Genomic DNA, 14,406 nt, shown 5'->3' with positions numbered 1-14,406 from the left:
CACATGAGCCTGACACGCTATGCGGCCCGGCGACTCGTCTTCCTCGTCGGGACGCTGTTCGGCGCCTCTGTCATCACGTTCGCCCTCGTGAACGTCCTGCCGGGCGACGTGGCGGTGATGATCCTGGGGACCAGCGGCAGCCAGGAGCAGGTGGAGGTGCTCCGACAACAACTCGGACTTAACCAACCCGTGTACATCAGGTACCTCGACTGGATCGTCGGGGTCCTCCAGGGCGACCTGGGTCGGTCACTTCGGTTCGGCGACCCCGTCGCGACGCTCATCGCCCAGCGGTTCCCGGCGAGCGCGTTCCTCGCGTTCACGGCGTTGACCATCGCGGTCATCGTCGCCATCCCGATGGGGATCGTCGCCGCCGTCGAGCAGAACACCTGGAAGGACTTCCTGACGAGCGTCGCCGCGTTCACCGGGATCAGCCTGCCGAACTTCTTCTGGGGGATGCTGCTCATCCTCCTGATCGCGCGGTACGCCTCGCTGTTGCCACCCTCCGGGTACGTGAGTCCGACGGAGGACCTCACGGGGGCGTTCGCACACGTTCTCCTGCCGGCGGGTGCGCTCGGATTCAGCCTGATGGCCCACATCACACGGATGACCCGCTCGTCGCTCATCGAGGAACTCCGCTCGGGGTACATCGACCTCGCGCGCATGAAGGGGCTGACGAGCCGCCGGATCGTCCTCCGGCATGCGCTCCGGAACGCGTTCCTCCCGGTGTTGACCGTGATCGGCTTCCAGCTGGGCTTCCTGTTCGGCGGGATCATCATCATCGAGCAGCTGTTCGCGTACCCCGGGCTCGGCCGGCTCGCGTTCAACGCCCTGCTCAACCGCGACGCGCCGTTGATCCAGGGGTCCGTGCTCACCATCGCGGTCGTGTTCATGACCAGCAACCTCGTGGTCGACCTCCTGTACGCGGTCATCGACCCGCGCGTCATCGCCGGAGGTGAGGGCTGATGGCCGCCGAGACCGGAACCGCCCGGTTCGTCGACGAATACCAGCGCGAGCGGCTCTACAGGCTCGCCCGGAGCATCCGGCACAACACGAAGGCCGTCGTGGGCCTCGGCCTCATCATCGCGCTGGTCGTGCTGGCGATCGCCTCCCCGATGCTGATCTCCGAAGAGGCAGCCAACCAGATAAACATCCAAGACCGCTTTGCCTCCCCGAGCGCGGAGCATCCGTTCGGGACCGACAACTTCGGTCGTGACATGTTCTCCCGGACACTGCTGGGGGTGCGCATCAGCCTCTACGTGGGGCTGTCGAGCGTCGCGATCGCCTCGGCGTTCGGCGTCCCGCTGGGCGGGTTGGCCGGCTACGCCGGCGGCGCGGTCGACGACGCGGTCATGCGGACGATGGACGTGTTGATGAGTTTCCCGCCGATCCTCGTCGCGATGACGATCACGGCGGTGATCGGGCCGACGCTCAACAACGCGATCCTCGCGCTCGGACTCGTGTACATTCCGTACTTCGCGCGGGTGACAAGATCGGAGGCGATCTCCGTCTCCCAAGAGGAGTTCGTCGAGGCCGCCCGTGCGCTGGGCGAGCGGGACTCGTACGTCCTCTTCAGGGAGGTGTTGCCCAACGCGGCCGCACCGATCATCGTCCAGGCGAGCATCAGTATCTCCTTCGCCATTCTGGCGGCCGCGGGACTGTCGTTCCTCGGCCTGGGCGCCCAGCCCCCGACGCCGTCGTGGGGGCTGATGCTCCAGCAGGCGAAGCAGTACCTCACGCAGGCGCCGTGGATGGCGATCTTCCCGGGACTCGGCATCGCCGTGACCGTTCTCGGGTTCAACCTCTTCGGGGACGGCATCCGCGACATCCTGGATCCGGACGCGAGCACCGAATTCGGAGTCACCGATGAGTAGTCAATCTACACCGCCGACGGACGCAGAACCGAACACGACCGCGACCACCGCCGACGACCGCCTGCTCACCGTCCGGGGACTGGAGACGGTGTTCCGGACGGAGGAGGGGACGGTCCGGGCCGTCGACGGGGTCGATCTCCACCTCGACCAAGGCGAGATAGTCGGCCTCGTCGGCGAGTCCGGCGCGGGCAAGAGCGCGACCGCCGAATCGATCCTCCGGCTCATCGACTCCCCGGGAGAGATCGTCGGCGGAACCGCCGACTTCGACGGCCGGGACGTGCTCTCGATGAGCGAGGCCGAACTCCGCGAGTTCCGCGGCACGGACGCCAGCATGGTGTTTCAGGACCCGACGGGCACGCTGAATCCCACGATGACCGTCGGCAAGCAGGTCGCCGAGGCGGTCCGGAGCAACGATCCCTCGATGTCCGGCGATGCGGTCAAGCAGCGGTCGGTCGAGATCATGGAGCGCGTCGGGATCCCGAACGCGACCGCCCGGTACGACGAGTACCCCCACCAGTTCTCCGGCGGGCAGAAACAGCGGATCGTCTTCGGGATCGCGATCGCGAGCGAGCCGGACCTGCTCGTCGCGGACGAGCCGACGACCGCCCTCGACGTGACGATCCAGGCACAGATCCTGGACCTGCTGGTCGAACTCCGCGACGAGTTCGGCATGAGCGTACTGTTCATCACCCACGACCTCGGCGTCGTCCGCGAGGTGTGTGACCGCGTGCTCGTGATGTACGGCGGGAGCGTCGTCGAGTCGGGCCAAGTCGAGTCGATGTTCGCCGAACCGCACCACCCGTACACGAAGGGGCTGCTGGCGAGCAACCCCGGCCTCGACGCCGACGCGGTCGGCGATGACACCGCCGAACCGGACCGGCTCCGGGTCATCGAGGGGTCGATGCCGGACCTCACGGGCGGCGGCTTTCGCGGCTGTAAGTACGCCGACCGGTGTCCCGGCGCGACCGAGGACTGCCGGACCGCCCACCCGGACATCGAGACGATCGTCGTCGACGGGGAGACCCGGGAGGTCGCGTGCTACCGCCACGAGGAGATCGACGACATGGAGTACACCTACGACCACGAACCGCGGACGCTCTCCTGGCGTGCCACGGCGACCGACGGCGCGACCCCGGGCGTCCCCGACGCGGACGGCGTCGGGGGACGCGATGACGGACCTGTCCTCTCGGCGACCGGGCTGAAGAAACACTTCGAGACGGGGAACGTTATCGACGACCTCCTCGGGCGCGGCGAGACCGTCCGTGCCGTCGACGGGATCGATCTCGAGATCGGCGCCGGGGAGACACTGGGACTTGTGGGTGAGTCCGGCTGTGGCAAGTCCACGGCCGCGCGGGCCATTCTCCGGCTCCTCGAGCCGACCGAGGGGACCGTCGTCTATCAGGGACGCGACATCACGGCCGCCTCGAAGTCTGAACTCCGGGAGGTTCGCCGCGACCTGCAGGTGGTGTTTCAGAACCCGCAGTCGAGCCTCAACCCCCGACGAACGGTCGGGCAGATCCTCCGACGCCCGATGAAGCTCCACGGCCTCGCGGACGGCGACGAGCGGCGCGAACGCGCGCGCGAGCTGGTCACCGAGGTCGGTCTCGACGAGCGGCACCTGGAGCGAAAGCCGGGCGACCTCTCGGGCGGGCAACAACAGCGCGTCGCGATCGCGCGGGCGCTGGCGGTCAACCCCGAGCTGATCGTCCTCGACGAGCCGGTGTCGGGCCTCGACGTCTCGATCCAGGCGCAGATCCTCAACCTCCTGTCCGACCTGCAGGAGGACCTGGGACTGTCGTACCTGTTCATCAGCCACAACCTCTCGGTGATCGAGCACATCTGCGACCGCGTCGCCGTGATGTACCTCGGTGAACTAGTCGAGACGGGGACGACCGAGGAGGTGTTCGCGCCGCCGTACAACCCGTACACGGAGGCGCTCCTGTCGGCGATCCCGGGTCGCGTCGACGCCGACGACCGGATCGTTCTCGAGGGCGACGTCCCCGACCCGTCGAACGTCCCGTCGGGCTGTCGGTTCCATCCACGGTGCCCGCACAAGATCGGCGACGTGTGCGAACGCGAGGAGCCGGCGGTCCACGAGGCGAGCGACGGCCACGGGATCAAATGCCACCTGCTGCGCGAGGAGTACCGCGACCGGGTCGACTGGGAAGAGATCTGAGCCGGCGGCCGCGGTCCGGCGGGCGCGGTCTCAAAGCGTCCGCGTACTGTTCCTCGCCGGCGACGCTTACCGTTCCTCGCTGTGGCGTACGTCGACCGCGATCCCCCGGGTCGAGGAGCGCATCTCCGCGCCGTGCATCTCCGCGCGGCCGACGGCGAACGCCCGCGGCCCCTCGATCACCACCTCGTCGCCGACGCGGATGTCGTCGTCCGCGTCGACGACACCGGGCGCGAGGACGCTCCCCTGCGGGACGAACGAGTCGATCTCGACGGTCTTCGTCGGTGCGTCGCTGTCGACCCACCGGCGGGCGCCCGCGAGGGTGAACGCCAGCGCGCCGTAGGTGGGAACCATCGTCGCCAGCAGTTCCTCGTCGTCGTCACGGACCTGAAGCTTCGGGTACCGCGAGCGCGTGTTCAACTCATCGAAGAGGTCGTCGCCGGCGCCGTCGCCCAGCATGTAGTCGGCGATGGCGCGGACGGTGTTGTGCTGGCGCTCCCGCTTCGTGTACTTCAGCTCGCCGTCGAGCGTGGCCATGAGGTTCCCGATGGACTCGGTCGTCGTCGGGTGGTCCTCGACGGTGTACTCGAAGGGCACGTCGACCTGCTCCTCGACGCGCTCACAGATCTCTCGGTAGCCGTCCTCGGGGACGTGGGCGACGACGCGCGGGTAGTCGTTGCGCTCCAGATAGCGCCGGAGCACCTCGGCGACGAACCCCTTCTCGTCCTCGGACCACCGGCCCGTCACGACGGTGTCGTAGTGCTGAGCGGGGTAGGTGAGTTCCAACTCTTGGGGAACGACGCCGATAGGCGAGGTCATCGACGCGAGGTGCGCACGAAACTGGATGGCGTCGTGGAACTGCCCGTGGCTCTGGCTCTCGGAGTACGGCTTGCGCGCCGAACACGGGACGAGGACGAGCGGGTTGCGGAATCGGTTGACGTACCGTTCGCTCACGCGCTGGGCGAACCGCTGGATCTCCGGCCGGCGGATTGTGTCGCTCGTCGCCGCCGCGAGTTCGTTGTTGCGGGCGACGGGGGCGCGCTCCTCCACGTAGCCGTACTGCTGGTCCAACTCGCGGAACGCCGCGGTGAGCCACTGTTCGTGACGGGCCTGCCCCTCGACGTAGTCGCGGAGGCGACCCTCCCGAACGCGCCGGCGGACGCGCCGCAGCTCCGTTTCGAGGGCGTTCACGTTGTGCTTCTCGCAGGCGGCGCGGTCGAACTCCTCGCGCGGAACCTGACACGCCGGACACGAACACGGCAGTTCGTCGAGATCCTCCAGGAACCGTTCGCCCTCGTCGGTGAGGTACTTCCCCTGCGACCCCTTCACCCGCGCCCGCTTCGCGTCCACGAGGTCGACGCCGGCGTAGACGAGCGTCGCGACGTTCAGCGGCGTGGCGACGCCCGACAGGTACAGCGCGGTGTCGGCGGGTACCGCCTCGCGTACGTCGATCACCGCGTCGGCGAACGCCGAGGCGTGGCCGACGACGCCCTGCGCGTTCGAGAGAATGTACGCGTCCACGGAGGCGTCGGCGGCGCCGCCAGCCTCGGGCGCGTCGCTGGTTATCACCGCGGCGCTCGGGCCGTCGACGGCGGCGGCCGACTCGGCGTAGTCGGGAGCAAACGCGTCGACGACCTCCTCACGGGTGCCCGCGGGGTACGAACGGTGCGGGAGGACCGTGAGCGCGGCGTCGTCGCCCGCCGGAACGTCGCGCTCGGCGTTCCACAGCGACCCGGCGTCGCGGGTCACGTCGTCCGCGAGCGCCGGGGTCGTGAGCGGGGAGTCGAGGCGGAGTTCCCCGAGTCGGGCGGCCCCGTCCCGCTCGTGGACCTCGAAGTAGTCGGTCATGGGCCGAGGTGTGCGGCGCGGGCGTTATTGGCTTTCGCTTCGGGATTCGGTAGGAACAGTCCCGTCCGCGTCGTCACCGACGGCGTTGCCGTCGTCGCGGTCACGATGCCCGTCCGCGTTCAGGTCCTCCAGCGTCACCGAGTCGGGAACGACCGCCAGCGCGTCCGCGCCCCAGCCATCGTGCGCGAGCGTCACCTCCGTGTCGGGATTCGCCGCGACGAGCGCCCGGATCCCCTCGGCGGCGGCGCGCTCGGCGGCCGCGTCGGTCCGGTCGGGCACCTCGGCGGTCAGCGGATACGTCTCCGAGAGCGCACGGGGAAACGGACCGAAGGGCGGCACGACGCGCCAGACTTCGTCGTAGTCGTGGTCGGAGGGCGTGCCGTATTCCGTACACAGCAGCCGGTCGGGCACCGACAGGCGCGCGAGCCGCTCGTGGTGACGGCGCACCTCCGGCCGCCGTGCGGACTCGTGGGAGACGCCGAAGAACGTGCCCTTGGAGGCGCTGTCGATGCGCTCCAGCTGGTCGGCGTGCTCCAGCAGCGCGCGGTAGCCGTCGGCCATCGCCGGGTGGCCGCGGGCACGCTTCTCGACGAGTTCCAGCAGGTCGCCGTCGCGGATCGCCTGCTTCACGCGACGCAGTTCCTCGAAGGTGACGTGGAGGTTATGCTCGGCGAGCAGCGACTCCTGCTCCTCACCCTGGGCCGCCCGAAGTTCGTCGGGCGTGTGCTCGTGGCAGATGGGGCACGAACACGGGAGGTAGTCGAGGTCGTCCAACTGCTCCGTGCCGGACACGGTGAGGTACCGCCCGTCGCGTGCCATCAGCGCGTAGGCGGCCGAGTCAAACAGATCACAGCCGAGCGCGACCGCGAGGGCGAACATCATCGGGTGGCCCGCGCCGAACAGGTGGACCGGGCAGTCCTCCGCGAGCCCGCGTTTCGCGGCGGCGACGGCGTCGACCATGTCGTCGTAGCGGTAGCTGTTCATCATCGGAACGACCGCGCCGACCGGGAACACGTCGAGGTCAGTGGCGGCGGCCTCGCGGCCCGCCCGCTCGCGGAGATCCGGATACGTACTCCCCTGCACGGGCGCGTTCACGAGCATGTCGCCCACGTCGACCGCCTCGGCGTCGGTCAGGGCCTGGCGAGTGATCTCCAGGTCGGACTCGGCCTGCTCGCGGCTCGCGTCCGGGGGGGTGGGGATGTCGACCGGGGTTCCCACGTCGCTGCCGATGTCGCGCTGGAACTCCAGGATCTCGGTCGTCGTGGTGTCGATCTCGCCGTACTCGGCGAGCTGGAAGCTCCCGGAGTCGGTCATGATCGCCCCGTCGAAGCCGAGCATGTCGTGGAGCCCCTCCTCCAGCGCTCGCTCGCGCACGTCGTCGGTCGTGCGGATGATGTAGGAGTTGGTGATGAGCATGTCGGCGCCGAACTCCGAGCGGAGTCGACTCGGATCGATCGTCTCGATGTTGGGGTTGATCACCGGGAGGAGGGCGGGAGTCTCGACGGTGACGCCGGCGCGGGGGACGGTCAGCTCCCCGATGCGGCCGGCGGCGTCGTGGTCCCGGATCTCGAAGTGCTCGCGCATGGCCGGGGTTCCCGTGGCGCGCGAGTAAGGGTTCCGCTCGGCGGTCGTGGCGCAACGGTGCTGGCGGCGCTGGTGACGGTGGCGGCGCTCGCCGCGTTCTGGTTGTGGCGAACGGACGACACGCGATCGGGCCGGTCCGACGCAGTCCTCGGCGACTGCGGCGGGACCGGCGGCCACGGGGCGGGCGTGTCGTCACGTCGCGGCACGCCCCGTGGCAGGTCAGTGCACTGGTAGCCCGGAGTGGACCCGGGATCACGGAAGAACGTTCGCCCGATTGGCGGCGAGCGGGGAACAGGGACGCGGTGCTCGAGGCGCTAACTGGAAGGAGCGCCGGGGGTCAGACCGCCGGAAGCAACGCCAGCACGTCCCCAATGACGAGTGCCGCCGTCTCGCTGGGGGAGCCCGCCTCGGGACCGTACACGACCACCACGTACAGTCCCGCGAACAGCACGGCGTCGTAGGCGCCGTGGATGAACGACGGGACGACGAGGTTGTCGGTGTACTCGTAGGTCGCGCCGAACACGAGCGTCAGCGTCGAGAGGATGCCGATCGTGACGATCCGACCGGGCGCGGCGCCGGTGAGCGCGACGTAGTGGACCGCGCCGAAGATGACGCTCGCGAGCGGGATGGCGACCCACGGCGAGAACGCCTCGCGGAGTCGGCTCTGGACGACGCCGCGGAACAAGATCTCCTCGCCGGGACCGATGAAGACGAACGCCGCGGGAATGAGCAGCAGCAGCACCTCGGGGTTCTCGGCGCCGAACTGTGCGATCTCGTTATCGGCGGTCGGTGCGCCGGCCTGCTGGACGAGCGTGCTCGCCGCGATCAGGATCGCCAACGACCCGAAGAATCCGCCGACGGCGACGGCAACGTCGCGGAGGGTGGGAACTCGAAACAGTGACAGCGGCGATCGCCCCGTTCGGATCAGATAGATCGAGGCGACGCCGCCGAAGGAGATCCCCTGCACGAGCACGAGCGACAGGCCGATGAGCACCAGCGGCGACGGCTGATAGCCGACGAGGCCGAGCGCGATGAACACGACGAGAACGATGACCCCCGCGGCGGCGATGCCGGAGAAGCCGATCGCGGGCGCGACGACGAGGGCCTGTATCCGCGGGTCCAGCGACCGGAACCACGCGGTCAGCGACTGGAGCGGGCCGAGCGAGACCATACCGGACGTCCGGGTGCCACCGTGAAAGACCTGACCCAGCGACGGCGCCCCGTCGGGGACGGGGTGGCCACCCGGAATCGGTCACCCGCGTCGGTCACTCCGTGCCATGCCCGTCGTGGGTGTGTTCGTACATCGACACGCCGATGACAGCACGGCCATCCCGGACGTTGCCGGCGAACACGGCGTCGCGGAAACGGGCGTAGTCGGCTGTCGCCGGGCGAATACTCTCGTTGAAGTCGAGGTCGAGATCCGCCGTCTCCGAGGGAGTGCACCCGCGCGCGAGGAAGTAGTGGTGCACGGAGTTGGCGAAGCCGTTCGCGGGTTCGACCGCGTTGAGTTTCTCGACGGACTCCGCCTCGTAGCCGGTCTCCTCGCGGAGTTCCCGGTGGGCGGCAGCCGTGAGGTCCGCGTCATCGTCCTCGACGCCGCCGGCGGGGAGTCCGCGGTTCACTCGCCCGACGGCCTGGCGCCACTCCTCGACGAGTACTACGTCTCCCTCGGGAGTCAAGGGAAGGATCACCACCGCCGGCGGCTCGTCGACGTAGTGGAAATCCGTCTCGGTGCCGTCGGAGAGCCGTACGTCGTCGCGTCGGACGTCGAAGCCGGGGCACGAGTAGTCGATGTCGCTGTCGAGCGTCTCCCACGCGAGATCGTCGTCGGGGTCGCTGCTCATTGCGTTCGTGTTCGTACGCGTCGGTAAAAGAGTGACAGAAGTCGAGTCGAGGGCAGACGATCGAGTCCCACGGTCAGCGACTCAATCCCGCGTCAGCGACCGAGTCGCGTGCGCACCGCGGTGGCGCCGCCCGCGAGCACGAGCGCCAGCGACACGAGGGTGAGCCCGACCTGCGTCTCGCCGAACCACACCGGCGCCCACGGCGCGGCCGCGCGGACGCCGACGACGAGCGTCGAGAGGACGGGGACCCCGGACTCGCTCGCCCCGTTGTCGAGGTTCACGCCGTCGCTCGTCGCCAGCGGAAGGTCCCGCTCGGTTCCCTGGAACTCCCGCGGAACGCGGTCGGCCTCGTACGGGATGCGCTCGGTCGGGTACGTCCAGACGGCGGTCCCGTTCTCGTTGATCTCGACGACCCGCTTGTTCAGCGTGTCCGTGATCAGCGTGTGGCCGTTCTCCAGGCGGTCGGCGTCGCGCGGCCAGTGGAGCGAGCTGCCGTCGACGGTCGTGACGACCCACGCGATCTCCCAGTCGCCGTCGTCGGTGCGGTGCAGTTCGACGACGCGGTCGTTGTCGGAGTCGGCCACGAGGACCGCGCCGTCGCCGAGCCACTGCGGGTTGTGCTGGTGGTCGAGGATCGACGGGTCGCCACAGCGCACGTCGCCGTCGCCGTCGGTGTCGCGCAGTTGCCCGTTCCCGGTACAGGAGTCGTCCGAGGATCCCTCGACGTCCTCGTTGATGATCTCGATGACCTCGCTGCCGCCGTCGTCGGTGCGCTCGACGATCACCAGCTGGTTCGCGTTACGCACGGAGACCAGGAAGCGGTCCTCGCCGATGCGGTCGATATCGTTGATGTGGAGCCAGTCGGTCCGGGTGGGATCCTCGGGGGCGTCGTAGATGGTGGAGGCGTTCCACGTCCACGTCACCTCGCCGTCCTCCACGATCATGATCCGCTCGTTGTCCATGTCGGTCATGGCGAACCCGCCGCCGGGGAGGGGCTCGGCGTCGTGGATCTCGCTGTTCGACTGCGAGCGCACGGGGAAGCTGTACTCCTCGACGACCGCTGCCCCGCCGTCAGCATCGGGGTCGATCAGTCGAATGCCCGTGTGGGCACAGGGCGACTCGTAGGGACCGCACTCCTCGTAGCCGCTGTCCATGAACCCCGCGAGCACGCGGCCGTCCGAGAGCCGCTGCACGTCGAAGTAGCTGTCCGCGGATCCCTCGCGCCACTCGATATCGGTGCCGTTGAGCAGGTAGGCGCTGCCGTGTTCGTGCCACCCGGGTCCGCCGCCCTGCGATCCGACGAGCGTCGCGCGCTCGGTGCCGTCGTCGACGGCGGCCGTCGAGCGGTCCGGGGCGACCAGTGCGCTTCCGGCGACGGTCAATCCGAACAGGAGGACCCCCGCGAGGACCAACTCGACCGCGCGTGTTCTCATCGGTGAACGCGAGCCATGCGCCGAGCAAAAGCCTTCGGTCTTGTGAAGTCTCCCGGACCGTCAGAACAAGGTTCGCACCCGCGCCAGTGTCGAGTCGAGGTCGCCCGAGTTGTCGACGACGACCGGGTCCTCGACCGGCTCGAACTCCTCGCGGAGCAGGTCGTACACGTCGACGTCCGCGTCCGAGGGGTCGTCCGCCCGCGACCGGATACGGGCCTTCGCGGTCTGTTCGTCGCAGCTAACCCGAACCAACTGGGGGGCGGCGTCCCGGCGCTCGGCGAGCTCGCGCGCCTCCTGTCGCCGGGCCGCCCGTCGGAACGTTCCGTCGAGGACGACCGGATCGCCGGCTTCGAGGCGGTCGCCCGCGCGGTCGAACACCGCCTCGTACGTCCGTCGCGACTCCTCGTCGGTGTACGATGGGTCGGGGAACAGCTCCTTGCGAACCACGTCGGTACGAACGATCGCGGCGTCGAGGCGGTCGGCGACCGCCGCCGCGACTGTCGATTTCCCGGCTCCCGGGAGCCCGCAGACGACGACGAGGCGCGTGGTGTCCGACATCAGCATCCGTTCGTCGGGTCTGCGCTCGGGGCCGAGTATCCGTCGGTTCGCGCTCACCGAGAAATCAACGCTGATAGCTGCGGCGATAACCATTATACGGAGATTCCAGAACGAGCGAGTACTCCAAGATCGGGAGTGGACGACCATACAATGTTTGAGTTCATCACGGACGAGGAAGCGCGCGGGCAGGTCGGTATCGGGACGCTCATCGTGTTCATCGCGATGGTGCTGGTGGCGGCGATCGCCGCCGGCGTCCTCATCAACACCGCGGGATTCCTCCAGAGTAAATCGCAAGAAACGGGACAACAGAGCAGTAAGCAGGTCAGCGACCGCGTGCAGGAAGTCGCCACCGTCGGCAACGTGAGCGGCGAGGCGGTCGACTTCGTCAACGTGACCGTGACACAGGGCGCCGGCGCCGGCGAGATCGACCTGCAGAACACGACGGTGACCTGGATCGGTCCAAGCGGGACGTACCAGCTGATCGCCGCCGAGAAGTTCAACAACACGTCGGCAGCCACCGGCGATACGTTCACCTACGACGTCGTCAAGGACGGCGACAGCAGTGCACCGGTCCTCAACGACAACGACGACCGACTCCAGTACATCTTCGACGTTGACCAGTTCACCGACGGCCGGGAACTCGGTGAGGGCGAGGAAGTGACGATCAAGATCAACACGATGGCCGGTGCGACCACCGAGATCCGGTTCTCCGTCCCGGAATCGCTCGGAAACAAGGAAGCCGTCGAGCTGTAAGCCGGTTTCTCTCTCTTCTCTCGGTTCACTTCAGGAAGTAGTGGCAACCAGTATCGATCGGTACCTGTCACATACTGTGGTCAGGTCGACCGACTCGCCGGCTCGATCGGTCGGTCGCCCGGGGCAACGGCGCTTCGTCCCCGCAGCCAACGTGAAGCCTCGCAAGCACCGGATAACGAAGTACTGCACCCCCGTGCGTAGACGGGAAGATGGGCAACAATGGCGACGGCGACGGCGGCGGGTTGGGAAGGTGGCACAGACGGGACGTCCTGAGAGCGACAGGGGCACTCGCCGGCGCGGCTGCACTCGGAGGGCCGGCGGCGGCCGCGCAGTCGGCGGCGTCATACGTCGTCGAGCAAGGCTCGACGTGCGTTCCGGTCCGTCCAGTGCAGGGAACGCTCCCGGCCGAACAGTTCTACGAGTACCAACTGCCGTCGCGGTACGTTTCCGAGGAGAACGGTGCGGTTGTCGGCGACAACAACCGGTACAACTCGGCTGGAACGCGCGACCTCCAGCGCGCAGACACCAGTATTCTCTTCTTGTACGACGGCCCAGGCGGCGTGAGTCTGGTCGTCGTCCACGGCGGCCCGGGCAGTTCCGACGGCGGCTCGGCGACGTTCACGATCAGCGGGCTCCCGGCCGATGGCGGGTGGGTCGTTAAGGACGACCTGTATAGCGGTCCGTCGAACTACGACCAGTGGGAACTCGAGGGCGAACCGCAGCGCATCAGCTGGACCTGGGCGGCCGGCCGCACGGACGGGGGCGTCTTTCGCCCCCTCGGCGCCGAGGCCGATGTGACGATCGATCCCGCGTTCAACGAGGCCGCCAACCTGTTCGGGATCTACTACGAGGGCAGCGTGACCAACTGGGAACTCCTCTCTGCGACCGGGAGAGGCATCGAACGTGTGTCGCTCGCGCTCGATGAACCGATCCGCATCAGAACCGGATCGTGCAGCTCCGCCGAAACGACCGACGGCGGGGACGACGACGGCGACGACGACAGCAACGAATCGGACGCGACGAACGACAGCGAGGACGATGACGACGAGACGTCGAACGAAGGGTCGGACCCCACCGATGAGGCCGGGCCGCCTGAAGATGCAGGACCGCCTGATGACGCCGGGCCACCTGAAGATGCAGGACCGCCAGACGACGCGGGGCCACCTGAGGATTCGAATGCACCCGACAACGCCGGACCGCCCGAGGATGCCGGACCACCCGGTAGCGACGCCGAAGACGACGAGAACGACGATGACGATGATGACGATGATGACGATGATGACGATGATGACGACGACCGCGAACGTGAGGAAGAAGATGACGACGATGAGGAGGAAGAAGATGACGACGATGAGGAGGAAGAAGATGACGACGAGGACGACGATGATGACGACGAGGACGACGATGATGACTGAACCGCGCGAGTAACCAACGCACCGACTTGTCGTCACCGTTCAGCGGTCACTAGGCGGTGATGAACGAGTATGCGGGAGAAGTGGGCCGGCGCGAATTTGAATCGCGGTTACGGCCACCCGAAGGCCGAAGGATACCAAGCTACCCCACCGGCCCGCATCCCGAGGAACGCCGGGCGCTCTGTTAAGGCTTCCGAACACAGGGCAGTCGGCGGAGCGATTTCCCCCGCCGGACAGCCTCCCCGGAACTCCTCAGTACCGCTCGTAGCCGTCGGTATCGAGGTAGTTGTTGGCGACCGCGATAGCGTGATCCGCGTGGATCGCCTCGGGACCGAGGCGAACCCGACGGTCGGCGCGGTCGGCAAGGAGATCCGTCTCCTCGTCGGTGAAGTCCGAATGATCCGAGAGGACGAACACCGGGCCCTCGGGCGGTTCGGTCTCGGCGATCGGATCGCCGTCCTCGTGCAGGTTGACGACGGTGCCGTCGATCACGTCGAGCGTCGTCTCGACGCCCATGCGGTACAGTTCGACCCCGGGCGACACCTCCGCGGGCATGTGACCGATCGCCTCATCACGCGCATCGAGCGCGTCGCGAACGCGCGCTGCGGTCGTGCGCTCGTCGGGGTGGAGTCCCCGGGCCGTTGCGCCCGAGAACCGGACGGTGTACTCGTCGCCGAGCACGAGATGGACGCGGCTGTCCTCCCGGATCCCGTGTGAAAGGAACAGTCCGGCGTTCACACACCGACACAGCAGATCCAGCCGCCCCGCCCCGCCGGCGAGGTCGTCGAGACTAAAGTCAGGAGTCGTGGGCGCGTCGTGACCGCAGACGACGAACTGGCGCATGCACGGCATCGGTCCGCGGGGACAATCGGCGTTCCGATCGTTGCGCGCGAGTCTATATACAGAGATTACCGACACCAACAGCAATAA

At 68.0% G+C, this 14,406-nt stretch carries 12 protein-coding genes and 1 tRNA gene; 5 read left to right on the top strand and 8 right to left on the bottom strand.

Annotated elements, in window-relative coordinates; translation table 11 throughout:
- Positions 1-3 precede the first annotated feature (3 nt).
- From ABJD39_RS09335 to ABJD39_RS09325, 3 genes are read left to right on the top strand one after another with little or no spacing between them, the layout of a single operon-like run.
- Entirely contained in the window at positions 4-963 is a 960-nt protein-coding gene (locus tag ABJD39_RS09335; protein ID WP_348607517.1) for an ABC transporter permease, read from the top strand.
- Entirely contained in the window at positions 963-1,871 is a 909-nt protein-coding gene (locus tag ABJD39_RS09330) for an ABC transporter permease (protein ID WP_348607515.1), read from the top strand. The genes ABJD39_RS09335 and ABJD39_RS09330 overlap by 1 nt, the downstream gene beginning before the upstream one ends.
- On the top strand, positions 1,864-4,047 hold the full coding sequence (locus ABJD39_RS09325) for an ABC transporter ATP-binding protein (RefSeq protein WP_348607512.1): 2,184 nt from the start codon (positions 1,864-1,866) through the stop codon (positions 4,045-4,047). Before ABJD39_RS09330 ends, ABJD39_RS09325 begins: the two co-directional genes overlap by 8 nt.
- Before the next feature lie 66 nt (positions 4,048-4,113).
- Here ABJD39_RS09325 and arcS read toward each other — a convergent pair whose 3' ends face one another.
- The 6 genes from arcS to ABJD39_RS09295 form a co-directional block, all read right to left on the bottom strand.
- Complete coding sequence (gene arcS / locus ABJD39_RS09320) at positions 4,114-5,892, bottom strand: archaeosine synthase subunit alpha (RefSeq protein ID WP_348607509.1); 1,779 nt, start codon at positions 5,890-5,892, stop codon at positions 4,114-4,116.
- A gap of 24 nt (positions 5,893-5,916) precedes the next feature.
- Positions 5,917-7,476, bottom strand: coding sequence for a tRNA guanosine(15) transglycosylase TgtA (tgtA, locus tag ABJD39_RS09315; protein WP_348607506.1), 1,560 nt, complete (start codon positions 7,474-7,476; stop codon positions 5,917-5,919).
- 337 nt (positions 7,477-7,813) lie between these two features.
- A complete protein-coding gene (locus tag ABJD39_RS09310; protein WP_348607504.1) occupies positions 7,814-8,647 on the bottom strand; it encodes a CPBP family intramembrane glutamic endopeptidase in 834 nt (277 codons plus the stop codon).
- A gap of 94 nt (positions 8,648-8,741) precedes the next feature.
- The gene (locus tag ABJD39_RS09305; protein WP_348607501.1) at positions 8,742-9,320 is read right to left on the bottom strand and encodes an NUDIX hydrolase; all 579 of its coding nucleotides are present in this window, start codon (positions 9,318-9,320) and stop codon (positions 8,742-8,744) included.
- A 92-nt stretch (positions 9,321-9,412) separates the two neighbouring features.
- On the bottom strand, positions 9,413-10,753 hold the full coding sequence (locus ABJD39_RS09300) for a hypothetical protein (RefSeq protein ID WP_348607499.1): 1,341 nt from the start codon (positions 10,751-10,753) through the stop codon (positions 9,413-9,415).
- 60 nt (positions 10,754-10,813) lie between these two features.
- A complete protein-coding gene (locus tag ABJD39_RS09295) occupies positions 10,814-11,368 on the bottom strand; it encodes an AAA family ATPase (RefSeq protein ID WP_348607497.1) in 555 nt (184 codons plus the stop codon).
- 93 nt (positions 11,369-11,461) lie between these two features.
- On the opposite strand from ABJD39_RS09295, the gene ABJD39_RS09290 reads away from it, so the two are divergent.
- The gene (locus ABJD39_RS09290; RefSeq protein WP_348607494.1) at positions 11,462-12,064 is read left to right on the top strand and encodes an archaellin/type IV pilin N-terminal domain-containing protein; all 603 of its coding nucleotides are present in this window, start codon (positions 11,462-11,464) and stop codon (positions 12,062-12,064) included.
- 386 nt (positions 12,065-12,450) lie between these two features.
- A complete protein-coding gene (locus ABJD39_RS09285; RefSeq protein ID WP_348607492.1) occupies positions 12,451-13,479 on the top strand; it encodes a collagen-like triple helix repeat-containing protein in 1,029 nt (342 codons plus the stop codon).
- 81 nt (positions 13,480-13,560) lie between these two features.
- Here ABJD39_RS09285 and ABJD39_RS09280 read toward each other — a convergent pair.
- Positions 13,561-13,633 (bottom strand) — tRNA-Pro (locus ABJD39_RS09280).
- 95 nt (positions 13,634-13,728) lie between these two features.
- Positions 13,729-14,319: a tRNA (pseudouridine(54)-N(1))-methyltransferase TrmY gene (trmY, locus tag ABJD39_RS09275; RefSeq protein ID WP_348607489.1), complete on the bottom strand. Its 591-nt coding sequence runs from the start codon at positions 14,317-14,319 to the stop codon at positions 13,729-13,731.
- Between the last annotated feature and the right edge of the window lie 87 nt (positions 14,320-14,406).

Source organism: Halobaculum rarum (assembly GCF_040025155.1).
GTDB classification, from domain to species: domain Archaea; phylum Halobacteriota; class Halobacteria; order Halobacteriales; family Haloferacaceae; genus Halobaculum; species Halobaculum rarum.
This window is presented reverse-complemented; position numbering and strand designations above follow the sequence as displayed.